Raw genomic sequence first — 25,541 nt, 5'->3', positions numbered from 1 at the left:
GGCTTGCAGGTAGTAATTCAGGTGATTGCACATGAATGATTTACAGCTCGACGACTTCAAGACCGACGAAAACGCCGCCATGGTGCTGCTGGTCGACGACCAGGCCATGATCGGTGAAGCCGTGCGGCGTGGCCTGGCCCATGAAGAGAACATCGACTTCCACTTTTGCGCCGACCCGCACCAGGCGATTGCCCAGGCGATCCGCATCAAGCCCACGGTGATCCTGCAAGACCTGGTGATGCCGGGCCTGGACGGCCTGACCCTGGTGCGTGAGTACCGCAATCACCCGGCCACCGCGAATATCCCGATTATCGTGCTGTCCACCAAAGAGGACCCTCTGATCAAAAGCGCGGCCTTTGCGGCCGGGGCCAACGATTATCTGGTCAAGCTGCCGGACAACATCGAACTGGTAGCGCGCATCCGCTATCACTCGCGCTCCTACATGACCCTGTTGCAGCGCGACGCGGCCTACCGTGCGTTGCGGGTCAGCCAGCAACAGTTGCTGGACACCAACCTGGTGCTGCAACGCCTGATGAACTCCGATGGCCTGACCGGGCTGTCCAACCGCCGTCACTTCGACGAATACCTGGAGCTGGAATGGCGCCGCGCCATGCGCGACCAGACCCAACTCTCGTTGCTGATGATCGATGTGGATTTCTTCAAGACCTACAACGACAGCTTCGGCCATGTCGAGGGCGACGAAGCCTTGCGCAAAGTCGCCGCCACCATTCGCGATGCCAGCAGCCGCCCTTCGGACTTGCCGGCGCGCTACGGTGGCGAAGAGTTCGCACTGGTCCTGCCCAACACCTCGCCGGGCGGCGCACGCCTGGTCGCGGAAAAACTGCGCATGGCGGTGGCGGCGTTGAAAATCCCGCACATCGCCCCGGCTGAAGGTGCCAGCCTGACCATCAGTATCGGGCTGTCGACGTTGACGCCTGTCCAGGGTACGGACTGCCGGCAGCTGATCATGGCGGCGGACAAGGGGTTGTACACGGCCAAGAACAATGGGCGTAATCAGGTGGGCATCGAATAAATTCGAGACCAGCGCAAAGCCAAGTGGAGAGGGCGCGAATCTCTCCCACATTGGATCTTCGAGGCTGAGTATGAAATCACTATGGTTAAGAGGCTGAAGAATAAAGCGCCATTGTCAGTGCTGTGTTGATAATGGCGCTTGTGATTAATCTGCTTTAAAACCAGTTTTGTCGTTGGCGGATCGCCACTCTTTAACTTCTTTTACTACAAATTCAGGTCCATCTTTTTCAGGCTCCGGATAAAATATTAGATCTGAACCAGAAGGGTGTTCCGTTAACGCTTCAAATTTTAAAATTGCATCGGTGTGCTCTTCTTCTGTGGCGTAGTCGTCGTTATAGATTTTTACAACCAAGTTTAAAAACTCACGCTCCGTCATCTCGCTAATTAATGTGCCCATTTTTAGGAACCTCTGTGAATGTCGATATGCTTTTTTGGCGTTAGAATCACGATATTGTCGATGCCGTATACTTCACCGTCAGTAGACACATATTTTTTATGATGAAGCTCAAACCGTATCCGTTTACCCACTGCTTCACTTTTTTTAACAATCGGCGAACGTCCATTTTTCATGGTGGCTAACTCACTAGGTGCAAAATGCTGAGCCAACTCTGAATCTGTAGACACTGCTTTCCAGAAAGCCTCACGAAATGCCTTGAAATTTTTAAACTGCTGGCCTCTCAACTGATCAGCGATTTGCGATGGAATGGGTGCGCCGTCGTCTGTGGTCGCTGCTCCAAGCCAGTTGCCAAACACAGGTTGGCCCATCCCGGTAGCAACTCCCGGATCCTCCCGCCTATCCCTGAACATCACATAGATAGGAGGCAACCCGGAATCTATAGGGAATACGGTTATAAAGTCATCAAAACGTGACTCACGGACTCCTGGAAACGAATCAACTCTGCCAGCAACCGGCGTCACCGTAGCTCCAACGTAAACGGGCGGTTCAGGCTGGTCAACGGGCAGAGTTGTTGAGCTATCCCCGGGGGCAACGATAGGTGTCCAGACCAACGTCCTGGGTGGGACGTCACTTGTCGTGACGGTGTACACCTTCCGCGCTGGATCGTAGGTCGCGGCAATCACCTTGACCTTGGAAGGCACGCTTGTACCGTCGGCAATGACCACAAACACTTCGGAGCGTCCATCCTCCGCCGTCTTTGAACTCATTCGCACTGGCAGGTCGATTGTGCCATTGAGTGCGGTGGTGAGCGTTGACTCGTTGACGTCTGGCAAAAACGTTGAAACCGGGGTACCGAGTGCGTAACGCTCCGCCAGTTCTCCGTTTGCAAGCTTGGGTGAATAGACCAGAGCTGAAACACCGACAAGTAAGCCGCCTGCCGTGCTTGCGACCAACTCCGTCAATGCGGCCACTGCTGACCGAATGGCAGCTTGCAGCGTGATGGTAATCCCTTCTGCTGTAGCGATAGTCCCGACTGAGGTCATGACTATCGCTTGAGTCGCAGAAGCAGTGCCCGACAGTCGATAGGTATTGGCTACTCGTACCGCTTCAATACGCGCTTGGGCCGTTGCTACCTGCTGCGCACGTTCTGCGAGGTCGCTGATTGCATTGGAGGCGTTGGCAAGAAACCGCGCGGACTCTGACTTCAGCACAAAATCATGGTGGCTGAGCCATCTCACCCCAAGCGCGGTGTTCCGCTGCAGATAAATAAGCTGTTTGAGTCCCTCAAGCTCGGGTTTGCTCAGTGGCGGTGTAACCCGTGGGTTGGCTGCGGGATAGTAAATCATCAACCCGTTCCGGTTTATGGCTAACGGTGGGTCAATAGGTTTGATCGCAGCCATCGTTTTTTCGATCATTTTGTCCAGCGTGTTTTTGTAACGCATGAGGGTCTGGTCGGGTGTCAATCCAACGACCGAACCGGCAAGAGAGGCGAGTTCCACCTGCAGGTATTCCGGCAGCAACTGCACCTGAATTTCCAACTCATCTGCAATGGCCTTCAGATACTCATTGTGTAAATTTTCCCAGCCAGGATCCTGTTCGGCTAAATTGGCCTCCAGCGTTTGCCGGGCCTTTGCCAACCCTGAGAGTTTTTTAGTCAGAATGTCTATGGAGAGCGAGAGAGCCTTGAGTTCTTGTGCGGCCCTCCAGACGTTGTCGTAAAGTGTGTAGGCATCGCCCAGATTTTTTATCGGGTCAGAAGAGGCAAGCGTTTCACGTAGCTTTGTATAAGTTAAGTTTTCCATCAGGTAAAAAGGGCTTTGATCATAGAGCCCATAGATGAGTGGCGCAGTACTGGCGTATTTGGATTTTTTCGCGTCGATGATTTCAAATGCGATTTTTTGATCCAGAATGGCTGAGGCTGTCTCTGTGAGTGCCTGTGAAGCTTTCGCGGCTTGCTGTTTCTCTGCGAGTTCGCGTTCAGTGTCAGTAGTGAGGGTTGCGAACCGTGCGCTGTACTCCGCGTCAATCAAGGATTGATTGTACTTTTGCTCTCCAATGAAATCGGCGGTGGTGCTAGGGAAGTCAAACTGCTTGAAGCGGCTACGGTCTCCTTCACCCCGACGTGGCCCTTCTTGAAGGCCCCAGCCATCTCCACTTCCTACGTAGCCTCCGCCTTCACCACCCCAATAAGTGTTTCGTCTCCCTGCGGTAATTATCGTCGGCTTGAGTTCTAAAGGTTGTCCTGGCTGCCACCCTTGTTGTGCCATAGGGCCTCTCCATTTTTATGAGAGTGATCGTTAGAGTTTGTGCGTCCTGAAGAAAAAAACTCAGGCGCTTTGATCAAACTTATTTGAGAGGGAAGAAAGAAAAAACTGATGGCGTTTTGATTTGATTTTATGCGTGTAGGAGACTCTGTAAGACGGTTCTGAAACTGATGTATTTATATTCTTGTATGTTTATCACTTGAGTCTTGGGATGATTTGGCTAGAAACCTAATTGTTTGTTTTTATTGGAGTGGGTTGGTTTGTGGTCTTTTAGGCAGGCTCTGATTTGGATTTTCAAATTATTTGTATAAACAGATGAACGGTCTGGTTTTAGCGAGTAGTAGGTCGGGTTTTCTAACGCGCGGCATCGTCAATCTATAGGAAATGCTCTGATGGTCGCGTATCCGTCACCGAAGCAAGCGTGACGAGAGGCAAGCGCTGTCTTGGCAGAATCGACCAAGCGGGCTGCCGTTTCCAGCCGTTTGCCGTTATACTCGCCGGCTTTCAAAAGTTCGCCAACGAGTGCTGCCCGCCATGGAAATCAACCCGATCCTTAACACCATCAAGGACCTGTCCGAGCGCTCCGAAACTATTCGGGGGTATCTTTGACTACGATCAAAAGCATGAGCGTCTGACCGAGGTCAATCGCGAGCTTGAAGATCCGAGTGTCTGGAACAAACCTGAATACGCCCAGGAACTGGGGCGCGAGCGCGCTGCGCTGGCACAGATTGTCGATACCCTCGACGAACTGAACACCGGCCTGGGTGATTGCCGCGACCTGCTGGACATGGCCGTCGAAGAAAACGACGAAGGCGCAGTGGGCGATGTTGTCGCCGAGCTGGCTCGTCTCGAGGAAAACCTCGCCAAGCTTGAATTCCGCCGCATGTTCAGCCACGAAATGGACCCGAACAACGCCTACCTGGATATCCAGGCCGGTTCCGGTGGCACCGAAGCCCAGGACTGGGCCAACATCCTGCTGCGCATGTACCTGCGCTGGGCCGACAAGCGCGGTTTCGACGCGACCATCATGGAACTGTCCGCCGGTGAAGTGGCCGGTATCAAGGGTGCGACCGTACACATCAAGGGCGAATACGCCTTTGGCTGGCTGCGCACCGAGATCGGCGTGCACCGCCTGGTGCGCAAGAGCCCGTTCGACTCCGGCAACCGTCGCCACACCTCATTCTCTGCGGTGTTCGTCTCGCCAGAGATCGACGACAAAGTGGAAATCGAGATCAACCCGGCCGACCTGCGGATCGACACCTACCGTTCCTCCGGCGCCGGTGGTCAGCACGTAAACACCACTGACTCGGCCGTACGTATCACCCACGTACCGACCAACACCGTGGTCAGTTGCCAGAACGAACGTTCCCAGCACGCCAACAAGGACACCGCCATGAAAATGCTGCGGGCCAAGTTGTACGAGCAGGAAATGCAGAAGCGCAACGCCGCTTCCCAGGCGCTGGAAGACACCAAGTCGGATATCGGCTGGGGTCACCAGATCCGTTCGTACGTGCTCGATGCCTCGCGGATCAAGGATCTGCGCACTAACATCGAACGCAGCGACTGCGACAAGGTACTCGACGGCGATATCGACGAATACCTGGAAGCCAGCCTGAAATCCGGCCTCTAATACCCTCTGTGGGAGCGGGCTTGCCCGCGATCCCCCGCCGAAGGCTGGGGGCAACGAACCTGATGGAATATTTAAAGACATGAGCGACCAACAACTCGACCCGCAAGCCCTGCAACAGGAAGAAAACTCCCTGATCGCCCTGCGCAAGGAAAAGCTTGCTGCCGAGCGCGCCAAGGGTAACGCCTTCCCCAATGACTTCCGTCGCGACAACTACTGCGATGCCTTGCAGAAGCAATATGCGGACAAGACAAAGGAAGAACTGGCAGAGGCTGCGATCCCGGTCAAGGTGGCAGGTCGCATCATGCTCAACCGTGGCTCGTTCATGGTGATCCAGGACATGACCGGTCGCATCCAGGTCTACGTCAACCGCAAGACCCTGTCCGAAGAAACCCTGGCCTCGGTGAAAACCTGGGACATGGGCGACATCATCGCCGCCGAAGGCACCCTGGCCCGTTCCGGCAAGGGCGACCTGTACGTCGAGATGACCAATGTACGCCTGCTGACCAAGTCCCTGCGCCCGCTGCCAGACAAGCACCACGGCCTGACCGACACCGAACAGCGCTATCGCCAGCGCTACGTTGACCTGATCGTCAACGAAGACGTGCGCCAGACCTTCCGCGTACGCTCGCAAGTCATTGCTCACATCCGCAGCTTCCTGATGCAGCGTGACTTCCTGGAAGTGGAAACCCCGATGCTGCAGACCATCCCGGGTGGTGCCGCAGCCAAGCCGTTCGAGACCCACCACAACGCGCTGGACATGGAAATGTTCCTGCGTATTGCGCCTGAGCTGTACCTCAAGCGGCTTGTTGTTGGCGGCTTTGAAAAGGTGTTCGAGATCAACCGCAACTTCCGTAACGAAGGCGTCTCGACCCGTCACAACCCTGAATTCACCATGTTGGAGTTCTACCAGGCCTACGCCGACTACGAAGACAACATGGACCTGACCGAAGAGCTGTTCCGCGAGCTGGCACAGCTGGTGCTGGGCAGCACAGACGTGCCGTACGGCGACAAGGTGTTCCACTTCGGCGAGCCATTCGTGCGCTTGTCGGTGTTCGACTCGATCCTCAAGTACAACCCCGAGCTGACCGCTGACGACCTCAACGACATCGACAAGGCCCGTGCCATTGCCAAGAAAGCCGGCGCCAAGGTGCTGGGCTTCGAAGGCCTGGGCAAGCTGCAGGTGATGATTTTCGAAGAACTGGTGGAGCACAAGCTGGAACAGCCGCACTTCATTACCCAATACCCGTTCGAAGTGTCGCCGCTGGCCCGTCGCAACGACGACGACCCGAACGTCACCGACCGTTTCGAGCTGTTCATCGGTGGCCGCGAAATCGCCAACGCCTATTCCGAGCTTAACGATGCGGAAGACCAGGCCGAGCGCTTCATGGCCCAGGTGGCCGACAAGGACGCCGGTGACGACGAAGCCATGCACTACGATGCCGACTTCGTTCGGGCCCTGGAGTACGGCATGCCGCCGACTGCCGGTGAAGGTATCGGCATTGACCGTCTGGTGATGTTGTTGACCAACTCGCCGTCGATCCGCGACGTGATCCTGTTCCCGCACATGCGGCCACAAGCGTAACCGTAGCGAAATCCGAAGCCGCCTTTTATAAGGCGGCTTTTTTATGTGGCCTGTTCAAGTGGTGCTCGTCATTGATCGTTCCCACGCTCCGCGTGGGAGTGCACTCTGTGACGCTCCGCGTCACCTCTAAAGGAAGAAGTGTGGTGAACCGCATAATGGCTCAAGAAGGTGCCGCCGGCATTGCTGCTGCCGTGGCTGAAAGTGTTCAGTACCAGGGCCGCAAGGCCAGTCGGCGGGGCAGCGAGCAGCGCCGGCAAGACATTCTCGATGCGGCCATGCGTATCGTCGTGCGCGATGGCGTGCGGGCCGTACGTCATCGGGCAGTGGCGGCAGAGGCGGGGGTGCCGCTGTCGGCCACCACCTATTACTTCAAAGACATCGACGACCTGCTCACCGACACCTTCGCCCAATACGTGGAGCGCAGCGCCGCTTTCATGGGCAAGCTGTGGGTGCGCAACGAAGGCCTGTTGCGCGAGATGGTCGCCTATGGTGACGGCAGCCCGCAGTCGCGCTCGCAACTGGCCGATGATATCGCCCGCCTGACCGCCGACTATGTGCTGCGCCAGCTGACCAACCGCCGCGAATACCTGATGGCCGAGCAGGCTTTTCGCCAGGAAGCCCTGCTCAACCCGCGCCTGGCCGAACTGGTACGCTCCCACCAACAGATCCTGTTGCAGGGCACCGGGCAGTTTTTCCAGGTATTGGGTTCCCGTGAGCCACAGCAGGATGCCAAGGTGTTGACGGCTATCATCAGTCGGATGGAATATCAGGGCCTGTTGGGCGGCGCAGAGCCTTTGACGGGTGACGAGATGCTTGAAATCCTCAAGCGTCACATGCACCTGGTATTGGCCTCGGCCTAGCCCTGTGCGCAATCTGCTTTGGGTGGGGGCAGGCAAGCCAGCTCCTACCTCTGATGGGCCTGCTGCTCAGATGTGAAGCCGTGCGCTAACTGCGCGTGGGCCAATAACGTTTAAAGAGGAAGCACCGGGTGGACGATTACCAGCAGACGATACGCACCTTGTCCGATCGCATTGTGCTGGCGCAAACACCGATCCGCGTCCTTGATGCGGTGAAATGGGACGAGAACATTCGTCAGGGATTTCTCAAGGCCAAGGGCAAGGCGATGCCTGCCGTAGACCGTGATTACTACCTGAACCGGCCGCTGTCGTTCGATTCCAGTGCGGTGAAGCTGGAGTTTCAGAACATCGAGCGCGACATCACCCGTCGCCTTGGGCAATTCAGTCCGGTGGGGCAGATCATGCGGCGCATGTGCCGTGAATACCGCATGGTGGTGCGCATGCTTGAAGCGCGCGGCACCGAGGACTTCGGTCTGATTTCCCAAGAGCTTTACGGCGCCGCCTCCGATGCGTTCCACGCCGGCGACCCGACCCTGGCCGACCTTGGCCTGATGCTCTCCGACTACCTGAACAACATCGATGGCCGGGGTGACCTCAAGGACGAAGCCAAGACCCTCACCGCCAAGGACGCGGTCAGCCTGCTGCAAACGCGCCTGAACAAGGTGTTTGGCGAAGCCGAAGAGACCATCCGCGTGTTCGAGTCCGACGGCATCGTCGCCGATGCGGCAGCGGGCGCCGACTACATCAAGATCCGCGCCGATGCGATGTTCAATGACCGCGACGTGCGCGCCCTGGAAGTGCATGAAGGGTTGGTGCATGTGGGCACCACCCTTAACGGCCAGAACCAGCCGATCTGCACGTTTCTGTCCAAGGGCCCGCCGTCGTCCACCGTCACCCAGGAAGGCCTGGCGATCCTGATGGAAATCATCACGTTTGCCTCCTACCCCAGCCGCCTGCGCAAACTCACCAACCGGACCCGCGCCATCCATATGGTGGAGGAGGGCGCCGACTTCCTGCAGGTATTCGAGTTCTTCCGCGAGCAAGGCTTTGAAATGGCCGAAAGCTATGGGAATGCCAGCCGGGTATTTCGTGGTTCGGTGCCCACCGGCCTGCCATTTACCAAGGATTTGTCCTACCTCAAGGGCTTTATCATGGTCTACAACTACATCCAGCTCGCCGTGCGCAAAGGCAAGCTGGAGCAAGTGCCGCTGCTGTTCTGCGGCAAGACCACCCTTGAAGACATGCGTACCCTGCGCCAGTTGGTCGACGAAGGCCTGGTGGTGCCGCCCAAGTACCTACCGGAGCAGTTTCGTGACATGAACGCGCTGGCGGCCTGGATGTGCTTCTCCAACTTCCTCAACCACTTGAGCCTGGACCGGATCGAGGCGGATTACTCCAATATCCTGTAACTGACGAAACCGAATCAAAAAATGTGGAAGCTGGCTTACCTGCGATAGCGCTGGGTCAGCCAGCACTCAGTCACTGATAGACCGCTATCGCAGGCAAGCCAGCTCCCACATTTGATCTTTACTGGTCTTCAGAACTTTCGCGAGGTTTCAACGGATGAGAATCCTCGGCATTTTATGCCTGCTACTCACATTGAACGGCTGCAGCTCCTTGCTGTTCTACCCCGAGCCCGGCCTACCCTTCACACCGGAAAAAGCCCACCTGCAATACCGCGACGTCACGCTCACCACCGCAGATGGCGTGAAACTGCACGCCTGGTGGCTGCCGGCAAAACCCGGTGTCCCGCTCAAGGGCACAGTCCTGCATTTGCACGGCAACGGCGGCAACCTCGCCTGGCACCTGGGGGGCAGTTGGTGGTTGCCGGAGCAGGGTTATCAAGTGCTGTTGCTGGACTATCGCGGCTATGGGCTGTCGGAAGGCAAGCCGTCGTTGCCGGCGATCTACCAGGATATCGACGCCGCCTTCGGCTGGATCGACAAGGCGCCTGAAACCCAGGGGCAACCGTTGGTTATTCTCGGCCAAAGCCTGGGCGGTGCACTGGCGGTGCATTACCTGGCAGCCCACCCGGAGCGTCAAGCCCAACTAAAAGCCTTGGTATTGGATGGCGTGCCTGCCAGTTATCGTGACGTAGGACAATTCGCCCTGAGCACTTCCTGGTTAACCTGGCCGTTGCAGGTGCCGCTGTCGTGGCTGGTGCCCGACGCCGACAGTGCGATCAATGCCATGCCCCGGTTGACCGGCGTGCCCAAGCTGCTGTTCCACAGCCTGGATGACCCGATCGTGCCGGTGGCCAATGGGATCCGCCTGTATCAAGCGGCGCCACCGCCCAGGGTGTTGCAACTGACCCGCGGCGGCCATGTGCAGACCTTTGCCGACAAAACTTGGCAGACCGTCATGCTGCGTTATCTGGACGACCCTCAGCACTTCAACGGCTTGCGTCGCCTGGGGGAAATTCCGAATTACCCTATTCCTAAAGTTGACTCATCAGAGAGCCCGCAATGAGCGAAGAACGCAACATGATCCCGCTGATCCTCACCGGCATCGGTACCATCCTCGGCACCGTTGGCTGCCTGTGGTACTACGGCTATCTGCACTTCGCCAAGCCGGAAGATGCGTTGCTGCTCAGCGATTTCACCATGCTCAAGACCATACCGGGCGAAGATTACAAAGTCTCCCTGACCCCGGCCGCGCAAGTGGCGCAGTGTGTTGACGGCGTATTGGTGATGTTTGATACCGAGCAGAAAGGCTTGAGCGGCGTGCTGGTGAACAACAAGAAGCAGGCCGTACGTTGTATAGGTCAAGAAACGCCGAAACTGGAGCAGTAGGACAGGCAGTGTGGGGAAAGCTGGAACCATTTTGAGTGAGTTGCCACTGATTTGGGACCGAGCAGCAACGCTGATTCGGTTAACTCTTTAACTTGATTTGGAGTCACATATGTCTATAAGTGGAGTTGGTCCTTCCCAAGGTGGTTTTGGCGCTCAAGATGCAGGTCAACAATCCGGTGACGTAGGCAGCCTCAAGAAAGAGATTGAGGATCTGAAGAAGCAAATAGGTCAGATGCAATCTCAAGGTGCCGGTGGTTCAGAGGGCGGCGGCGGTTCGGGAGGCGCTGTGGATGACCTTAAAAAACTGCTGAAAGAACTCGAGGAAAAGCTTAAAGCTATGGAAGGCCAAGAGGGTAAAGGCGCTGATGGCGAAGGCAGCAAGCCTGGTGGCGAAGGTAGCGCAAAGATTTCCATTGATTTCCAGCAGTAACATGAATAACGGGAACCGTCTTGCGTCAGAAGCCACAAAAGCGTCATGACTCATAAAGATTGGGGCCGAGACAGTGGCGATTACTATTGCTGCGATACGCAATATGTTGAACATGGCGAGAGGGCATGAAGAACTGGAGCGCAAAGTTGCCCAGACGCATGAGCTTAGCCAACTGATGGACAAGCTATCGAGCGCGAAGATAGAAATGCCGCTCGAAGATACACATCGTCCAGTCGGGTTCGACGAACCCAAAAAAAACCCACCGTAAGGTGGGTTTTTTATCCAGCATCAATCAGTTAGCAACGGAAGACCGTGGCTTGACCGGCTGGTTGTCGTTGGAGATGGTCACTTCCACGCGACGGTTCATGGCGCGGCCGGAGACGCTGCCGTTATCGGCAACCGGGTATTCCTTGCCATAACCCTGGGTCACGATACGCGAGATATCCACGCCTTGTTGAGCCAGTGCACGCTGAACAGAAGCGGCACGACGCTCAGACAGGCTCTGGTTGTACGAGTCGGAACCGGTGCTGTCGGTATAGCCTTCGACGATCACTTTACGGTCTGGGTTATCGCGCAGGAACTGAGCCAGCTTGGTGATGTTCACCAGGCCGCTGGATTTCAGATCGGACTTGTTGGTGGCGAACAGCACGTCACCGAAAGTCACCAGGGTGCCGCGATCGGTTTGTTTGGCGTTCAAGCTGTTTTGCAGTTGCTTGATTTGTGCGTCACGAGCGTCCAGCAGGGCGCGGGCACGTTCGTCACCAGCGTTTTTCAGCTTGGCCTCGGATTCGCGCAGGACGATGGTGTCCTTGGCCACTTCAACGCGCTGGTTGGTCAGGTAGGCCAACTGGTCGACTTTCTTCTCGTCTTCCTTGTCGCGGTAGGCCTTGTCAGCCTTGTCCAGCCATTCGCTGGCGTCTTTGGTTTCCAGCGCCGCCAGCTTGGTGGCTTGCGGGTTGGTTTGCAGGGACGAGAAATTGGTCCGCGCATTTTCCAGGTTCGCGTTCGGCGGGGTGGAGCAGGCCGCCAAGGCAACGCTCATCGCCAGCAGGGCAGGGATCATCAATTGTTTACGCATAGTCGTGTCGTCCTTTCAATTCGATATCAGGTGCGATGCAGTCAAGGGGCTGCGGCTTACTTCTGCATGATTGCAGCTGGGCGCATGCCTTCCTTACGCAGTTCTTCAACAGCCTTCTGGGAATCCTTCACAGCCTGTTGAGCCTTGGCAGCCTGGGCCTTACGCTCAGCGACGCGGGCATCCCACTCGGCTTGTTCAGCCAATTGGCGAGCCTTGTCGTAGTTCTTGTCGTGCATGGCAATCTCAGCTTCTTTGAGCTTGTCCTGGGCCGACTTCATTTCCACCGCCGCATACTCGGTACCGCCGGCGCTGACTGCGCTGTTGACGGCCGATTGGGTTACGGCGTACTGCTCGGTTGGAGGGTTGCCGGCGCAGCCAGCCAGAACGAAGCTGGTGCCGATTGCCAGCGCGGCCAATTTGAGCCCGCGCAGGTGGTTAAACGAGGATTTGGCAGTGCTGGTGTTCATCGTCTTCAACTCCATTGGATAACTCCTGAAAAACATCAAAATCCATCGGGGCGTATCGATTTCGGGCCCGTCGGTAAAGCACATGGCGTCCGTTCAAACGACCGTTCCACAAGTGATGGCTACTGGCTGTGACCGGAGGCTTTTTTCAAAAGTTCAGCGGATATGGCGATTTGCCTAAAAAAATATCTGACTGATTGGTCAGTGTTTGAAAAATGGAACTTTCGCGGCGTGCGGCGGTACCTCCGGGCCTGTAAAAGGCCCGGAATACGTGGGTTTAATTGACGTCAATAAATGTTTATCAGTGTTTTTGTTCGTCAGTGCCGGCCGACAAATCATGTAGGTGGCGACGGGATAAAGTAAGAAAGCGTGGCGTGGGGCCGACGTCTTCATACAACGGGTCACCCTCTTCGTCGGTGGCAATTACCTGCTGGCCCTGGATGTAGGGAAAGCTGGCTTCCAGCTCTTCAAGGGCGGCACCGATCAACTCGCCGAGCAGTTCTTCGACATGGCGCTTGGGGTACATTTCGGCAATGGCCGCCAGCCGTGCAGCGGCTTCTACATCCAGATGAATGGCGTATTCAGACTTGGTCAAACGACCCTTGGCGGTTTCTTCCCAATGCTGGGCCAGTTCTCGAATTTTCATGGCTACCTCAATAAAGCCTGCGATGGCAGGCGGTGATGAGCGACCAGCCGCCTGCGCGGATGACGCGGCGACTCACCGTTGAGACTAGCTGCAAGCGCCAAGGTTTAAAGTCGTTTGCGTTCGGCCTTGTCAGAAACCGACGTCGGCGGCACTCTGAAGCACCTGCGCGTCCCGGATTTCTGGCTGGAGATTGGCTGATGAGTGATATCGATGCACGCTTGCGTGAGGATGTTCACCTGCTGGGTGAGCTATTGGGCAACACCATTCGAGAGCAGTACGGCGAGGCTTTCCTCGAGAAGATCGAGCAGATCCGCAAAGGCGCCAAGGCCGACCGTCGCGGAGCCGTTTCAGAGAAAGCCGCTGGCGATGAGTTGAGCGCCAGCCTCAACCAGTTGCAGGAGGACGAGCTGCTGCCGGTGGCCCGAGCCTTCAACCAGTTCCTCAACCTGGCCAACATTGCCGAACAATATCAATTGATTCATCGGCGCGATGAATCGCAACCCGCGCCGTTCGAATCGAGGGTCTTGCCGGAGTTGCTGGCCCGTCTGCAAAGCGAAGGGCACAGCAATGAATCCCTGGCCCGGCAGTTGGCGCGGTTGGACATCGAGCTGGTGCTCACCGCCCACCCCACCGAAGTGGCCCGCCGCACGCTGATCCAGAAATACGATGCCATTGCTGCGCAACTGGCCTTGCAGGATCACCGCGACCTCACCACCGCCGAGCGCGAGCAGATTCGCGAGCGCTTGCAACGCTTGATCGCTGAAGCCTGGCACACCGAAGAAATCCGTCGAGTGCGGCCCACCCCGGTGGATGAAGCCAAATGGGGCTTTGCGGTGATCGAGCATTCCCTATGGCACGCCATCCCCAATTACCTGCGCAAGGCCGACCAGGCCCTGCACGCCGCCACCGGCCTGCGCCTGCCCCTGGAGGCTGCACCGATTCGCTTTGCTTCGTGGATGGGTGGCGACCGTGACGGCAACCCGAACGTCACCGCGCCGGTCACCCGCGAAGTGCTGTTGCTGGCGCGTTGGATGGCGGCGGATTTGTATCTGCGTGACATTGACCAACTGGCCTCCGAGCTGTCGATGCAACAGGCCAGCCCGGCGTTGCAAGCCAAAGTCGGCGACAGCGTCGAACCTTATCGTGCCTTGCTCAAGCAACTGCGTGAACGCCTGCGCGCCACGCGCCAGTGGGCCCACACCTCGTTGACCAGCACCACCCCGGCGCCGGCCGAGGTGTTGCAGAACAACCGCGACCTGCTGGACCCGCTGCAGCTGTGCTACCAGTCCCTGCACGAATGCGGCATGGGCGTGATCGCCGATGGCCCGCTGCTCGACTGCCTGCGCCGTGCCGTGACGTTCGGCCTGTTCCTGGTGCGCCTGGATGTGCGCCAGGACTCCAGCCGTCACTCGGCGGCCATGACCGAAATCACCGATTACCTGGGCCTGGGGCGTTATGAGGACTGGGATGAGGATGCGCGTATCAGCTTCCTCACCCAAGAACTGACCAATCGGCGGCCATTGCTGCCGGGTTACTTCAAACCCTCGGCGGACACTGCCGAGGTGCTCAATACCTGCAAGGAAATCGCCGCCGCACCAGCCGCATCATTAGGTTCGTATGTCATCTCCATGGCCGGCGCCGCGTCGGATGTGCTGGCGGTGCAACTGCTGTTGAAGGAATCCGGCGTACAGCGGCCAATGCGCGTAGTGCCATTGTTCGAGACCCTGGCCGACCTGGACAACGCCGGGCCGGTGATGGAGCGTCTGTTGCAACTGCCGGGTTACCGCGCGCGCTTGCAGGGCCCGCAGGAAGTGATGATTGGCTACTCGGACTCGGCCAAGGACGCCGGCACCACGGCAGCCGCCTGGGCACAGTACCGCGCCCAGGAGCGCCTGGTGGACATCTGCCGCGAGCAACAGGTGGAGCTGTTGTTGTTCCACGGTCGCGGCGGCACTGTTGGTCGTGGCGGTGGCCCGGCGCACGCTGCCATCCTGTCGCAGCCACCGGGCTCGGTAGCGGGGCGGTTCCGCACCACTGAGCAGGGAGAGATGATTCGCTTCAAATTCGGCCTGCCGGATATCGCTGAGCAGAACCTCAATCTCTACCTGGCCGCGGTACTGGAAGCGACCCTGTTACCGCCGCCGCCTCCCGAGCCTGCCTGGCGTCATCTGATGGACGAACTGGCGGCAGACGGTGTCAGCGCATACCGTGCCGTGGTGCGGGAAAATCCGCAGTTCGTCGAGTACTTCCGCCAGTCCACGCCGGAGCAGGAGTTGGGCCGTTTGCCTTTGGGCAGTCGCCCGGCCAAGCGTCGTGCGGGCGGGATTGAGAGCTTGCGCGCCATCCCATGGATCTTTGGCTGGACCCAGACGCGCCTGATGCTGCCCGCCTGGCTCGGCTGGGAAGCGGCACTGAGCAAGGCACTGAAACGTGGTGAAGGTGAATTGCTGGGGCAGATGCGCGAGCAGTGGCCGTTCTTTCGCACGCGCATCGACATGCTGGAAATGGTCCTGGCCAAGGCCGATGCTGATATCGCCCGTCTTTATGATGAGCGCCTGGTGCAGCCGGACCTGCTGGCATTGGGTGCGCACTTACGCGACCTATTGTCGCAGGCGTGTGACGTGGTGCTTGGCCTGACCGGCCAGTCGCAGCTGCTGGCCCATAGCCCCGACACCCTGGAGTTCATCCGCCTGCGCAACACCTACCTCGACCCCTTGCACCTGTTGCAGGCCGAGTTGCTGGCACGTTCCCGTCAGCAGGAGGCTGCCCAAGACAGCCCTCTGGAACAGGCGCTGCTGGTGTCCGTGGCCGGTATCGCGGCTGGTTTGCGCAACACCGGCTGAGGTTTTTTGCGTGTACTCAATGGCTTGCGGATAAACCGCGACGACCGCCCGGAAACGGGCGGTCGTCGTTTGAGAGGGTGGGTTGCGCTCAGGCACACCCTGGCGCTGACGCATGTGCGGCGCGGGTTTCTCCGACTTTTGGCGGCTTGTATGGTGAGGGCCCGCTGTGTATCTTGATCAGCCTTTGGCCGTTTGATCGGCCTAGAACCACATTTTTACGAGATTGGCCCCACGCGGCGAATCCGAGCGTCATCTCTATAAAAAATTGAGGAGCACATCGATGCGCGTCATTCTGCTGGGAGCTCCCGGGGCCGGTAAAGGTACTCAGGCAAAGTTCATCACTGAAAAATTCGGCATTCCACAAATCTCCACCGGCGACATGCTGCGTGCGGCCGTCAAGGCTGGCACCGAACTGGGCCTGATCGCCAAGAGCGTGATGGACAGCGGCGGCCTGGTCTCCGATGACCTGATCATCAACCTGGTCAAGGAACGCATCAGCCAGGAAGACTGCAAGAACGGTTTCCTGTTCGACGGCTTCCCACGCACCATTCCCCAGGCTGAAGCCTTGGTGAAGGCGGGCGTGGAGTTGGACGCCGTGGTCGAAATCGCGGTTGAAGACGAAGAGATCGTCCAGCGTATCGCTGGCCGTCGTGTTCACGAAGGCTCTGGCCGCGTGTACCACATCGTCTACAACCCGCCGAAAGTGGAAGGCAAGGACGATGTCACCGGCGAAGACCTGGTGCAGCGTAAAGACGACACCGAAGAAACCGTGCGTCATCGCCTGTCGGTCTACCATTCCCAGACCAAGCCCCTGGTGGACTTCTACCAGAAGCTGTCCGCAGCCCAAGGCAAGCCGAAATACAGCCACATCCCTGGTGTGGGCTCGGTAGAGGCCATCACCGCCAAGGTGCTGCAAGCACTGAGCTGATCCCTTGATCAGCGGCACAGACAACGGCCCGCTTGCGGGTCGTTGTTGTTTATACTGGCGCACTTTTTTCCGACTTGGACACCCACACCGATGAGTACCCTGCTGGCCCTGGACACCGCGACTGAAGCTTGCTCCGTTGCCTTGCTGCACGATGGCAAGGTCACGAGCCACTACGAGGTGATCCCGCGCCTGCACGCGCAGAAATTGTTGCCGATGATCAAGCAATTGCTTGAAGACGCCGGGACCACCCTAGCGGCGGTGGATGCCATCGCGTTCGGCCGTGGCCCCGGTGCATTCACTGGCGTGCGCGTCGCCATCGGCGTGGTGCAGGGCCTGGCCTTTGCGCTGGAGCGCCCGGTGTTGCCGGTGTCCAACCTGGCGGTACTGGCCCAGCGTGCGTTGCGTGAGCACGGGGCATCGCAGGTGGCAGCGGCAATTGATGCGCGCATGGATGAGGTTTACTGGGGTTGCTACCGTGAGACCGCAGGCGAAATGCGCCTGGTCGGTGCGGAAGCGGTGCTGGCCCCCGAAGCGGCGCAGTTGCCCGCTGACGCCAGCGGTGATTGGTTCGGTGCCGGCACGGGCTGGGGTTATGGCGAACGCATCAAGGTGACGTGTGCCGAGCAGGACGCAGCGATGTTGCCACACGCCGAAGACCTGCTGGCGTTGGCACGTTTCGCATTCGAGCGCGGCGAGGCGATTGCGGCGGACCAGGCAGCACCGGTGTACCTGCGCGATAAAGTCGCGCAGACCAAGGCCGAACGCGGGATTATTTGACGCCAAAAATGTGGGTGTTACGCGGCAAATTTCGCCAATCGTCAGAATTTGCCTGGGTTTTTAAACCTTTTACAAATTATGTGTTCTAGTTATCACCAGAGCATTTGCGCGCCATGGAAAGTGCCGCTAAATTGCCATCATTGATACCGAGTCTGCATGTATGCGTATAGACGGTTTTTCCTCACAGTCGTACCCCCTCAAGCGTAAGCCGCGCAAGGCGAGCGTGACGGTAGACGAGTCCGTCGAGGATTCACCGGACTTCATCGAAGTACACACCGATACGCCTTCCAAAGCTCAAGGCGCCTCGAGCGCACGCATAAGCGGCGTTCCTGCCCGTCAGCAAGACATGGTCTTTCCCCGTTCCATGAGCAAAAGCGTTGCCACCGCCTTGGCCAGCTACCTGACCACCGCCGGCTTTGTCGAATGGGATATGGAAGTGCTGGGTCTCGATATCCATATCTGATGCGTTTGCCTTATTACATCGGCTGCCCGTCCTGGAGTGAAAACGCCTGGCGCGAGTACCTGTATCCCGTTGAGGCACGTTCCAGCGATTACCTCGGGCTCTATTCCCAGGTCTTCAACGCCGTTGAGGGCAATACCACTTTTTATGCTCGCCCCTCGGCCGCCACTGTGCAGCGCTGGGCCGAAATCATGCCTGATGATTTTCGCTTCACCGCCAAATTTCCCGGCGATATCAGCCATGCTGGCGATTTGCGTGAACAGTTGCCGGCGGCAGAAAGTTTTGTCGGCTTGATGAGCCCTTTGGGTGAGCGCGTTTCACCGCTGTGGCTGCAGCTCTCGAAGAGCTTTACGCCGCCACGCCTGGCGGAGCTGGCTGGATTTCTCGATGGCATTGATCGGCCGCTGGCCGTGGAGGTGCGTCATGAACAGTTCTTCGCCAGGGGTGATGCTGAGCGCATGCTCAACCGCCTGTTGCGCGATCGCGGTGTCGAGCGCATCTGCCTCGATCCACGTGCCCTGTTCAGTTGTACCTCTACCTCGGAAGCGGTGCTGCATGCCCAGTCCAAAAAGCCCCGGGTGCCACCGCGCCCAGCGGCGCTCACGCAGTTTCCCCAGGTGCGCTTCATCGGGCATCCGGACCTTGAGGCCAATGACCCGTTCCTGATTCCATGGGTGGAAAAGATCGCCAGTTGGATCGAAGAGGGCCGCACGCCCTATATGTTCCTGCACACCTCGGACAATCGTCTCGCGGCGCAACTGGCGCTGCGCTTCCACGCCAAGCTGATGGTGCGTCTGCCAGGGCTACCGCCGCTGCCTGCCTTGCATCGAGAACCCGTGGCGGAGCAGCTCGGGCTACTTTGAGGGTCGAGCCGTGGGTGTGGTCAAGACATTGAGTGTGTTGCTGGTGCTGGTGGGCGCATTTGCGTTGGCCGTCTGGCGGGGTTGGGTGCCGATGCCGGCCGAGTGGAACCCCTGGGCGCCCTTGGATGTGCGGGCCAGCCCCAACCTGTTGACGCGCTACAAGCTCAGTCGTTTGCAGGACGATCCGGCGCTGTGTGACCAGGTGTTGAACACCTCTGGTCTGCGCGTGAGCCGCCAGGCCGATACACCGGCTGATACGGCGTGCCCCTTGCGCAATATTCTGCGTGTGCAGGGCGCTGACGTGGCCTTGAGCAGCAGCTTTCTCGCCAGTTGCCCGCTCGCGGTGGCGTTCGCATTGTTCGAGCGCCACAGCCTGCAATCGGCGGCCCAGGCCGTGTTTGGTCAAGCGGTGAGTCGGGTCGAGCATTTGGGCAGTTTTGCCTGCCGTAATATCTACAATCGCGCCGACGGAAGGCTCAGCCAGCACGCCTCGGCCAATGCCCTGGATATCGCCGGGTTTCGCCTGGCGGATGGACGCAGCATCAGCGTGCTCAAGGATTGGCCGGGGCAGAGCGACAGTGCGCGTTTCCTGCGTTTGGTACGCGATGGCGCCTGTGATGATTTCAACGTGGTGTTGAGCCCGGACTACAACGCGGCTCATCGCAACCATTTCCATCTCGACATGGGGCGTTGGTGGGTGTGTCGCTAGGGTTCAGGCGGCCAGGCGCAGGTTGTGGGTCACCAGCGGGCGTGCCCAGTAGTAATCGAAATCCAGGGCCTTTTGCTGCGCCAGCAGTTCTTCTTCGGGGTAAGGCGTGGCGGCCGGTGGCAGCAGGTCCAGCTCGAATTCGGCAATTGGCAGGTGCAGGGGGCGTGGTTGTGGCGCCGGGCCTGGCTCGGGTAGCGGTTGGCCGGCGTTCAGCACGATGGGGCGCACCCACTCGCTCTCAAACGCTTGTTGGCGTTGCTGGGCGATGACTTCTTCTTCCGGGAACGGCGTCGCGGCCGGTGGCAGCAGCTCGGTTTCGAACTCGGCAATCGGCAGGAAGAGCGGCGCAGGCGGCAAGATCTCGGTGTCTTTCACATCGCACTCACGCTGGGTGAGGATCTGCGCCAGCAGGTCGGCGCCTTCGCGGGGTTCAACTGCCGGGTCTGCCGGGGCGGGCGCCTTGGCGGCGAGCGCGTCCGGCGTTTCACCGAGCTGCTCGGCCAACGCGCGGGCGAAGAAGTCCTGCCACACATGACTCACCCCGGCCAGCGCTTGGGTATTGCGCAGGCCGTAATGGTTGTGGGTCGGCAGTACACCGATGGAAAGGGGAAGAATGTCTGACATTTTTCTCGGTCGACGCTCAGCTCTGGCAAAATACCTGACTGTAATTTTTATCGGCTGTTGTTTGCCGATCCTTAATTTTTTTGAGCGTGGCGATTGATGAACGAACAACCAGCGGCCAGCCGCATCCAGGTCCAAGCCTTGGCTGACAGCTTCCAGGCCCGCGCTGAACACTGGGCTTCGCTGCTGGGGTTGCCTCTACAGGTGGCCGATGCGGATTTTTCCCTGCAAGTGGGGGAGCACGGCTTGCAGTTGCAACAGCTTGGGCCTGATGCGCCAGGGCCGGTGCGGGTCGACTTTGTCGAAGGCGGCGCGGCGCATCGGCGATTGTATGGTGGTGGCAGCGGGCAGATGATCGCCAAGGCGGTGGGCATCGCCCAGGGCGTGCGCCCGCGAGTGCTGGATGCCACGGCTGGCTTGGGCAAGGACGCGTTCGTGCTGGCCAGCCTCGGGTGTGAGATGAGCCTGATCGAGCGCCAGCCGTTGATCGGCGCCTTGCTCGAAGATGGCCTGGCACGCGCTGCCGAAGATTTTGACGTGGCGCCGATTGTGGCGCGCATGAAGCTGCTCAAGGGCAACTCCATCGACGTGATGCTCAATTGGCAGGGCGAGCCGCCTCAGGTGATCTATCTGGACCCAATGTTTCCGCACCGTGAGAAAACTGCCCTGGTGAAGAAGGAAATGCGCCTGTTCCGGCCGTTGGTGGGCGATGACCCGGATGCACCGGCGTTGCTTGCGGCCGCTCTGGCTTTGGCCAGCCATCGGGTGGTGGTCAAGCGGCCGCGCAAGGCACCCTGTATTGAGGGGCCGAAGCCAAGCCATGCGCTGGATGGCAAGTCCAGCCGCTACGACATTTATCCCAAGAAAGCGCTCAAGCCGTAAGCTGCAAACAGCAGCACTTATCTCCCAGGTGCGCCGCAATCCAAATGTGGGAGATTCTATGGTTGGGGGGAAGCCCCCAAACCCGCTTTTGATTGGTACTCGCTCTGGTTTTTCATGAGCGAAAAGGCGATACGCGCTAACTTGCGGGCGATGATGACCAGGACTTGAGTTGTTTTCAGTCCCCTGGCCAGATAGCCCTCGTATAAAGGCTTCCAGGCTTCTGACCTAATACCGGCTGACGCCGCGTTATGCAGCAACCTGCGGATCTCTGAGTCTCCTTTCTTGCTTAACGAACGACGTCCGTTCATTTTCCCTGAGTCGGACACCCTCAAGTCCATTCCCAGAAAAGCAATGTAAGCGTCAGCACTTTCAAACTCTCCTCGTTGAAAGGCCATAGTCAGTGCAACTGCCGTAAGAAAACCAATGCCCTCTACGGCTTGGCAGCGCCTGACTTGATTCAAGACACCCGCTTCAGTGACAGCAGCTAATATCCGTTTTTCAATGAGCGCTTCATGTCTATCAAGACAAGCTGAAATGCTCTTGGACGAGGCTTTGAGCAAAGGCTCACCTGCCCAGCTCTGGTTCAGAGCAACACGCATCTTCACCAGTGCGGCACGTCGGCGAAGCGTATCCGTCCGGCCAACACACCTTCCTGACGCAACCGCCGAAGGACCAGCCCGTTTTGCGAAACCTCGGCTGTAGTTTACGACTTCAGCCTCAGCCGGGCCGGCGAGCATGCGCGTAACTTCCTACAAGACTGGAAGGGCAAGCTGGTCTGCGATTATTTCGGCGATTACAAGGCCAGCTTCGAACTCGGCGTGACTGAAATCGGCTGCATGGCTCATGCCCGGCGCAAGTTCTTCGAACTGCATGCGACTCACAAGAGCGCGCTGGCTGAGCAAGCCTTGCGTTACATGCAGGCGCTGTACGAGATCGAGGGGGAAATCGAGGATCTAGAACCGGACATACGCCGCCGAATACGGCAGGAAAAGGCGGTACCCGTGATGGATGCGTTGCATGCCTGGATGGTTGCCCAGCGCGACATCGTGCATAACGGTTCGGCCATTGGCAAAGCCTTGGATTACAGCTTGAAACGCTGGACGGCGCTGTCGCGCTACCTCGATGACGGGGCCGTGCCTATTGATAATAACTGGTGTGAGAACCAGATACGGCCTTGGGCGCTGGGGCGCAAGAACTGGCTCTTTGCTGGGTCGCTACGCAGCGGCAAACGCGCCGCTGCGATCATGAGTTTGATTCAGTCGGCCCGGAACAATGGGCACGATCCCTAGGCCTACCTGAAGGATGTGCTGACGCGCCTGCCTGCGCAGCGGGCAAGTGAGATTGCAGAGTTGCTGCCGCATAGGTGGCGTCCGGCTTAGTCGTGCAAGACGGTTTGCCCGTACGCTTACAAAGAAAGCCCAGCTTGAGCTGGGCTTTCTTTTGCAGACCTACATATCACTCAAGCGTATACTTATTCTCAGCCATAAAGGCTGGCTCTTTCCAATTAGAACCTTTTTTAATTCCCCCATCAGAATTATCAATCAGCCCTTCCAGTCTCATGTTATGAACAAGCTTTAATAGCTCAAGATTATTACCAATATTTACCCAGCCATTCCTGTTATATAGTCGATCCAGCATCGGATATGAAATTGACTTATTTCTTACTATAAAAAGAACGACATCTCTTGGGGATTCAGAGTTTACAATATCATTGATGTTGCTCATGTTATTCTCCGTATATTTGTTTGTTTTCTGCGACTATAGCTTCTGGCGTATAGAGTAATTCGTCAGCATCTTTAAGCTTGAAATCCTCTAAAGTCGCGGCATGAGTATTATTCCAAGTGGCGCCATCGTCGTTCGGTTTCACTCCATCCGTTATACCTAGAGCCCTATACCGCTCTAGCTCACGAATCTCATGGGTGTAAAATCGCTTATCGACATCGGTAATGGCCAATTCGCCAGTTAGGATTTTTTCCAGACGGTCAATCATCACAACATTTGCGTCCGATGGGTCGAATCTGCTCGTATGCAGCTTAACGAGGTCAATACCTTCCTGAGTCACCGCTGCGGTTGTCCAGTCTAGACTCTGAATGGGGCCGCCCGCCTTATCAGGATTGTACATCCGACCGCTGTGCTCACCTTTGATGGTAGCCCCTTCGTACGGACTACTAAATACCGCATAAATCGGCGGTAAACCCGAATCTGCGGGGTAAACGTAAATAGCGTCCCGAATATCCAACTGGCCGACTACCGGAAACGGCTCAGCTTTGACCTCAATCGGTGTCAGTGTAATCCCGGTATACACCGGGGTTTCGACAGGCTGCGCAGGCGTCGCCGTCGAGCTATTACCTGGTACTGCGATTGGGAACGTCAGGGTGATCGGTGGTGAGTCAGTTGTAGTGAACGTATAGGCATTGGCCACAGGATCAAGCACTAGCGCTCTTACCGGGACGGTAGGTGCTAACCCTCCAGTGGGCTGGGTGGCCACTACCGAGTATTTGGACTGATCGCCATAAATTCGGTAGGGCAGATCCACAGTTCCTCCCGCCGCGGCGATCTCGGCAAGATTTTCGGGAAGATTAGGCGTTAAATCCTTGGCCGGCGTGTTAAGCATGGTCGAAGGTAGCTCACCATTACCCAGTGATGGTGAATAGACCAGCGCGCCAATGCCCACTGCCGTGGCAGCACTTACAACAGTGCCTAAGGCTACCTTTGCAGCCTGAATAGCCGCATCCAGCGTAAGACCTGAACCGGCAGTAATGGCGATAGAGCCAGCCGCAGTACTTAACTGACTCGCACCGTCAGCGGGGAGCCTATACGTATTAGCGGCTTTAAGTGCTGCAGCTTCAGCAGCAATTCTTGCTGCCTCTGCAGCGGCCGCTTCATCAGCAATGCGCTTGGCTTCAGCTTCGGCGGCTAACCTGGCAGCTTCTGCTGCAGCGGCCTCATCAGCGATACGCTTAGCTTCTGCCTCTGCCGCTACTCGCGCCGCTTCAGCAGCGGCTGCCTCATCAGCCACGCGTTTGGCTTCAGCCTCAGCTGCAACCCTTGCGGCTTCCGCAGCTGCGGCCTCATCGGCAATACGTTTAGCCTCGGCGTCTGCACGTGCTTGATTAGCCTGTGCCTGAAGGTTCTGCTTCAGGGCATTCAAATAGTCGATCTCGCGGTTGCTATATTTTGCAGCATACGAAGCCTCAAGTGAGGCGTACCATTCTTTATAATTTTTATCCGGAGGGTAATTTGTCTTGCTTCCGCTGATTGCATCTTTAATAAACTGCATCGTCGGATAATAAAAGAAGTCTCCATAGTAGTACTTATCAGCAATCACTTTTTGAGCAGCAGCAGCCTGTGCTTTTTGAGCAATTAGCGTATCTACCGAACGAATATGCTGTTCGATTTTCTCGACTTCGCTCGCGGGACTGCCTTCATTTTGTTCTATTGCAGTAATGCTTTGTGCAATAGATTCAGGCATCGACTGAAGATTCGCTGCAAAGCTTGCCTCCTGGTCCTTAACATTCTGGGAAATGATGGGAGGGTATGTGTTAAGCACATAAGTACGCGTTGCAAGGTTAATGAGCTGTCCGGTGTGACTATGTGAAAAATCACTGTCACCACCACCCCCTCCGAATGTCTGAGGTTCATATTTATTAATAGCATTGATTTCAATTTCTGGCAGATGAATCGTATCGCCATTAGCCATAGTGAATTCTCCTTTTCGCTAGGTACAGCATAAGAGCTTTGTACATCTCAGTAGGATGGACGGATGGTTCTCTCGTTGCCTTACTACTCTCTGATGAACGGCTTCGCCTCTTGGGTTGTCAGTTTTTGAGAAGCTCAACGAACGAGAATCCCCGTCTTCTCCACTTTTCACCATATCGCATTAATACTGTATGGGTATCCAGTATCAAGGGGAAACAAAAAATGCACTTATGCATATCGCGACCGACAAACGGTAGTGGTCACTGTTCCTTACGATACGGCTCTGAGCTTGACGGTGGGGGGAGCACACCTCTGTGACCGCAACCACTGCCGGTCATTTGCAGATAATGTGAGCCCGTCACAATGGAACGCGAGTCTACGGCGTCGAATGCAAGCCCATTTGCAATTAATGTGAGCCGGAGCCTTTGGCTGGTTGCAGTTAATGTGAGCCAGAAATGCCGCTGAATGCGAGCCCGCGTGTTTTCAAACGCGAGCCGCTACACTTAGGGTTCCGCCCTGACGGCGGCTCACTTTGCAAAAGCCGGGATGCCGGCCCAGGCCAAAGTAAGCAAAACGCTCTTGCCCCA

23 protein-coding genes and 2 pseudogenes are annotated in these 25,541 nt (G+C 57.4%); 16 read left to right on the top strand and 9 right to left on the bottom strand.

Annotated features, from left to right (window positions below; translation table 11 throughout):
- Positions 1–31: 31 nt before the first annotated feature.
- Entirely contained in the window at positions 32–1,033 is a 1,002-nt protein-coding gene (locus ACTJLA_RS06860) for a response regulator (protein WP_034126509.1), read from the top strand.
- A gap of 144 nt (positions 1,034–1,177) precedes the next feature.
- Here the strand turns inward: ACTJLA_RS06860 and ACTJLA_RS06855 are convergent, their stop codons facing one another.
- Positions 1,178–1,429: a bacteriocin immunity protein gene (locus ACTJLA_RS06855; RefSeq protein ID WP_314547967.1), complete on the bottom strand. Its 252-nt coding sequence runs from the start codon at positions 1,427–1,429 to the stop codon at positions 1,178–1,180.
- 2 nt (positions 1,430–1,431) lie between these two features.
- Positions 1,432–3,696 (bottom strand): S-type pyocin domain-containing protein, encoded by a 2,265-nt coding sequence (locus ACTJLA_RS06850; protein WP_440840879.1) that lies wholly within the window; start codon positions 3,694–3,696, stop codon positions 1,432–1,434.
- Between the two features lie 531 nt (positions 3,697–4,227).
- Here ACTJLA_RS06850 and prfB point away from each other — a divergent pair.
- The 7 genes from prfB (at position 4,228) to ACTJLA_RS06815 (ending at position 10,984) form a co-directional block, all read left to right on the top strand.
- Positions 4,228–5,323 (top strand): peptide chain release factor 2 gene (prfB, locus tag ACTJLA_RS06845; protein ID WP_096001736.1). Its coding sequence is split into 2 segments (ribosomal slippage): positions 4,228–4,299 and positions 4,301–5,323, totalling 1,095 coding nucleotides; the frame shifts between segments, so codons are not numbered across the junction.
- A 79-nt stretch (positions 5,324–5,402) separates the two neighbouring features.
- The gene (gene lysS / locus ACTJLA_RS06840) at positions 5,403–6,905 is read left to right on the top strand and encodes a lysine--tRNA ligase (protein ID WP_054917821.1); all 1,503 of its coding nucleotides are present in this window, start codon (positions 5,403–5,405) and stop codon (positions 6,903–6,905) included.
- Positions 6,906–7,048: 143 nt separating this feature from the next.
- Positions 7,049–7,765, top strand: coding sequence for a TetR/AcrR family transcriptional regulator (locus ACTJLA_RS06835; protein ID WP_106117928.1), 717 nt, complete (start codon positions 7,049–7,051; stop codon positions 7,763–7,765).
- Between the two features lie 128 nt (positions 7,766–7,893).
- Positions 7,894–9,171 (top strand): flavohemoglobin expression-modulating QEGLA motif protein, encoded by a 1,278-nt coding sequence (locus ACTJLA_RS06830; RefSeq protein ID WP_014717201.1) that lies wholly within the window; start codon positions 7,894–7,896, stop codon positions 9,169–9,171.
- A 154-nt stretch (positions 9,172–9,325) separates the two neighbouring features.
- Positions 9,326–10,231, top strand: a complete 906-nt coding sequence (locus ACTJLA_RS06825) for an alpha/beta hydrolase (protein WP_060764535.1) — start codon at positions 9,326–9,328, stop codon at positions 10,229–10,231.
- Complete coding sequence (locus tag ACTJLA_RS06820; protein ID WP_034126513.1) at positions 10,228–10,554, top strand: hypothetical protein; 327 nt, start codon at positions 10,228–10,230, stop codon at positions 10,552–10,554. The genes ACTJLA_RS06825 and ACTJLA_RS06820 overlap by 4 nt, the downstream gene beginning before the upstream one ends.
- A 109-nt stretch (positions 10,555–10,663) precedes the next feature.
- The gene (locus tag ACTJLA_RS06815) at positions 10,664–10,984 is read left to right on the top strand and encodes a hypothetical protein (protein ID WP_054897116.1); all 321 of its coding nucleotides are present in this window, start codon (positions 10,664–10,666) and stop codon (positions 10,982–10,984) included.
- Positions 10,985–11,276: 292 nt separating this feature from the next.
- Here the strand turns inward: ACTJLA_RS06815 and ACTJLA_RS06810 are convergent, their stop codons facing one another.
- The 3 genes from ACTJLA_RS06810 to ACTJLA_RS06800 form a co-directional block, all read right to left on the bottom strand.
- Entirely contained in the window at positions 11,277–12,062 is a 786-nt protein-coding gene (locus ACTJLA_RS06810) for an OmpA family protein (RefSeq protein ID WP_034126516.1), read from the bottom strand.
- A gap of 56 nt (positions 12,063–12,118) precedes the next feature.
- Positions 12,119–12,544 (bottom strand): DUF4398 domain-containing protein, encoded by a 426-nt coding sequence (locus tag ACTJLA_RS06805; RefSeq protein WP_034126517.1) that lies wholly within the window; start codon positions 12,542–12,544, stop codon positions 12,119–12,121.
- Between the two features lie 283 nt (positions 12,545–12,827).
- Positions 12,828–13,172, bottom strand: a complete 345-nt coding sequence (locus ACTJLA_RS06800) for a hypothetical protein (protein ID WP_054917830.1) — start codon at positions 13,170–13,172, stop codon at positions 12,828–12,830.
- A gap of 197 nt (positions 13,173–13,369) precedes the next feature.
- Between ACTJLA_RS06800 and ppc the strand changes: the two genes are divergently transcribed.
- The 6 genes from ppc to ACTJLA_RS06770 all read left to right on the top strand — a co-directional run bounded on the left by ppc (position 13,370) and on the right by ACTJLA_RS06770 (position 19,752).
- Positions 13,370–16,015, top strand: coding sequence for a phosphoenolpyruvate carboxylase (gene ppc / locus ACTJLA_RS06795; RefSeq protein ID WP_200648471.1), 2,646 nt, complete (start codon positions 13,370–13,372; stop codon positions 16,013–16,015).
- A gap of 280 nt (positions 16,016–16,295) precedes the next feature.
- Positions 16,296–16,943: an adenylate kinase gene (gene adk / locus ACTJLA_RS06790; RefSeq protein ID WP_003189104.1), complete on the top strand. Its 648-nt coding sequence runs from the start codon at positions 16,296–16,298 to the stop codon at positions 16,941–16,943.
- 90 nt (positions 16,944–17,033) lie between these two features.
- Positions 17,034–17,720, top strand: coding sequence for a tRNA (adenosine(37)-N6)-threonylcarbamoyltransferase complex dimerization subunit type 1 TsaB (gene tsaB / locus ACTJLA_RS06785; protein ID WP_440840872.1), 687 nt, complete (start codon positions 17,034–17,036; stop codon positions 17,718–17,720).
- Positions 17,721–17,880: 160 nt separating this feature from the next.
- Positions 17,881–18,183, top strand: coding sequence for a hypothetical protein (locus ACTJLA_RS06780; RefSeq protein WP_034126521.1), 303 nt, complete (start codon positions 17,881–17,883; stop codon positions 18,181–18,183).
- Positions 18,183–19,043, top strand: a complete 861-nt coding sequence (locus ACTJLA_RS06775) for a DUF72 domain-containing protein (RefSeq protein WP_057976012.1) — start codon at positions 18,183–18,185, stop codon at positions 19,041–19,043. The genes ACTJLA_RS06780 and ACTJLA_RS06775 overlap by 1 nt, the downstream gene beginning before the upstream one ends.
- Before the next feature lie 10 nt (positions 19,044–19,053).
- Positions 19,054–19,752, top strand: coding sequence for an extensin-like domain-containing protein (locus ACTJLA_RS06770; protein WP_440840869.1), 699 nt, complete (start codon positions 19,054–19,056; stop codon positions 19,750–19,752).
- Between the two features lie 3 nt (positions 19,753–19,755).
- Here ACTJLA_RS06770 and ACTJLA_RS06765 read toward each other — a convergent pair whose 3' ends face one another.
- The gene (locus ACTJLA_RS06765; protein WP_259038562.1) at positions 19,756–20,376 is read right to left on the bottom strand and encodes an energy transducer TonB; all 621 of its coding nucleotides are present in this window, start codon (positions 20,374–20,376) and stop codon (positions 19,756–19,758) included.
- Positions 20,377–20,472: 96 nt separating this feature from the next.
- On the opposite strand from ACTJLA_RS06765, the gene ACTJLA_RS06760 reads away from it, so the two are divergent.
- Entirely contained in the window at positions 20,473–21,255 is a 783-nt protein-coding gene (locus ACTJLA_RS06760; RefSeq protein WP_259038561.1) for a class I SAM-dependent methyltransferase, read from the top strand.
- Between the two features lie 56 nt (positions 21,256–21,311).
- Here the strand turns inward: ACTJLA_RS06760 and ACTJLA_RS06755 are convergent.
- Positions 21,312–21,881 (bottom strand): annotated as a pseudogene (locus ACTJLA_RS06755) (transposase); the annotation flags it as partial.
- Between the two features lie 45 nt (positions 21,882–21,926).
- On the opposite strand from ACTJLA_RS06755, the pseudogene tnpC reads away from it, so the two are divergent.
- Positions 21,927–22,634: pseudogene (tnpC, locus tag ACTJLA_RS06750) on the top strand (IS66 family transposase); the annotation flags it as partial.
- A gap of 76 nt (positions 22,635–22,710) precedes the next feature.
- Here tnpC and ACTJLA_RS06745 read toward each other — a convergent pair.
- Together ACTJLA_RS06745 and ACTJLA_RS06740 are read right to left on the bottom strand one after the other, a co-directional pair.
- A complete protein-coding gene (locus ACTJLA_RS06745; RefSeq protein ID WP_197901038.1) occupies positions 22,711–22,980 on the bottom strand; it encodes a hypothetical protein in 270 nt (89 codons plus the stop codon).
- Position 22,981: 1 nt separating this feature from the next.
- On the bottom strand, positions 22,982–24,727 hold the full coding sequence (locus ACTJLA_RS06740; RefSeq protein WP_440840952.1) for an S-type pyocin domain-containing protein: 1,746 nt from the start codon (positions 24,725–24,727) through the stop codon (positions 22,982–22,984).
- Between the last annotated feature and the right edge of the window lie 814 nt (positions 24,728–25,541).

Origin of the sequence: Pseudomonas sp. 22072, assembly GCF_052046095.1 — a bacterium.
Lineage (GTDB): Bacteria > Pseudomonadota > Gammaproteobacteria > Pseudomonadales > Pseudomonadaceae > Aquipseudomonas > Aquipseudomonas paracarnis.
The sequence above is the reverse complement of the archived record's forward strand: the minus strand, read 5'-3'. Positions and strand labels throughout refer to the sequence as shown.

Coding starts and splice junctions, on each gene's coding strand:
- ACTJLA_RS06860 (WP_034126509.1), top strand. CDS start 32: ATGAATGATTTACAGCTCGACGACTTCAAGACCGACGAAAACGCCGCC.
- ACTJLA_RS06855 (WP_314547967.1), bottom strand. CDS start 1,429: ATGGGCACATTAATTAGCGAGATGACGGAGCGTGAGTTTTTAAACTTG.
- ACTJLA_RS06850 (WP_440840879.1), bottom strand. CDS start 3,696: ATGGCACAACAAGGGTGGCAGCCAGGACAACCTTTAGAACTCAAGCCG.
- lysS (WP_054917821.1), top strand. CDS start 5,403: ATGAGCGACCAACAACTCGACCCGCAAGCCCTGCAACAGGAAGAAAAC.
- ACTJLA_RS06825 (WP_060764535.1), top strand. CDS start 9,326: ATGAGAATCCTCGGCATTTTATGCCTGCTACTCACATTGAACGGCTGC.
- ACTJLA_RS06820 (WP_034126513.1), top strand. CDS start 10,228: ATGAGCGAAGAACGCAACATGATCCCGCTGATCCTCACCGGCATCGGT.
- ACTJLA_RS06815 (WP_054897116.1), top strand. CDS start 10,664: ATGTCTATAAGTGGAGTTGGTCCTTCCCAAGGTGGTTTTGGCGCTCAA.
- ACTJLA_RS06810 (WP_034126516.1), bottom strand. CDS start 12,062: ATGCGTAAACAATTGATGATCCCTGCCCTGCTGGCGATGAGCGTTGCC.
- ACTJLA_RS06805 (WP_034126517.1), bottom strand. CDS start 12,544: ATGGAGTTGAAGACGATGAACACCAGCACTGCCAAATCCTCGTTTAAC.
- ACTJLA_RS06800 (WP_054917830.1), bottom strand. CDS start 13,172: ATGAAAATTCGAGAACTGGCCCAGCATTGGGAAGAAACCGCCAAGGGT.
- ppc (WP_200648471.1), top strand. CDS start 13,370: ATGAGTGATATCGATGCACGCTTGCGTGAGGATGTTCACCTGCTGGGT.
- adk (WP_003189104.1), top strand. CDS start 16,296: ATGCGCGTCATTCTGCTGGGAGCTCCCGGGGCCGGTAAAGGTACTCAG.
- tsaB (WP_440840872.1), top strand. CDS start 17,034: ATGAGTACCCTGCTGGCCCTGGACACCGCGACTGAAGCTTGCTCCGTT.
- ACTJLA_RS06780 (WP_034126521.1), top strand. CDS start 17,881: ATGCGTATAGACGGTTTTTCCTCACAGTCGTACCCCCTCAAGCGTAAG.
- ACTJLA_RS06775 (WP_057976012.1), top strand. CDS start 18,183: ATGCGTTTGCCTTATTACATCGGCTGCCCGTCCTGGAGTGAAAACGCC.
- ACTJLA_RS06765 (WP_259038562.1), bottom strand. CDS start 20,376: ATGTCAGACATTCTTCCCCTTTCCATCGGTGTACTGCCGACCCACAAC.
- ACTJLA_RS06760 (WP_259038561.1), top strand. CDS start 20,473: ATGAACGAACAACCAGCGGCCAGCCGCATCCAGGTCCAAGCCTTGGCT.
- ACTJLA_RS06745 (WP_197901038.1), bottom strand. CDS start 22,980: ATGAGCAACATCAATGATATTGTAAACTCTGAATCCCCAAGAGATGTC.
- ACTJLA_RS06740 (WP_440840952.1), bottom strand. CDS start 24,727: ATGCCTGAATCTATTGCACAAAGCATTACTGCAATAGAACAAAATGAA.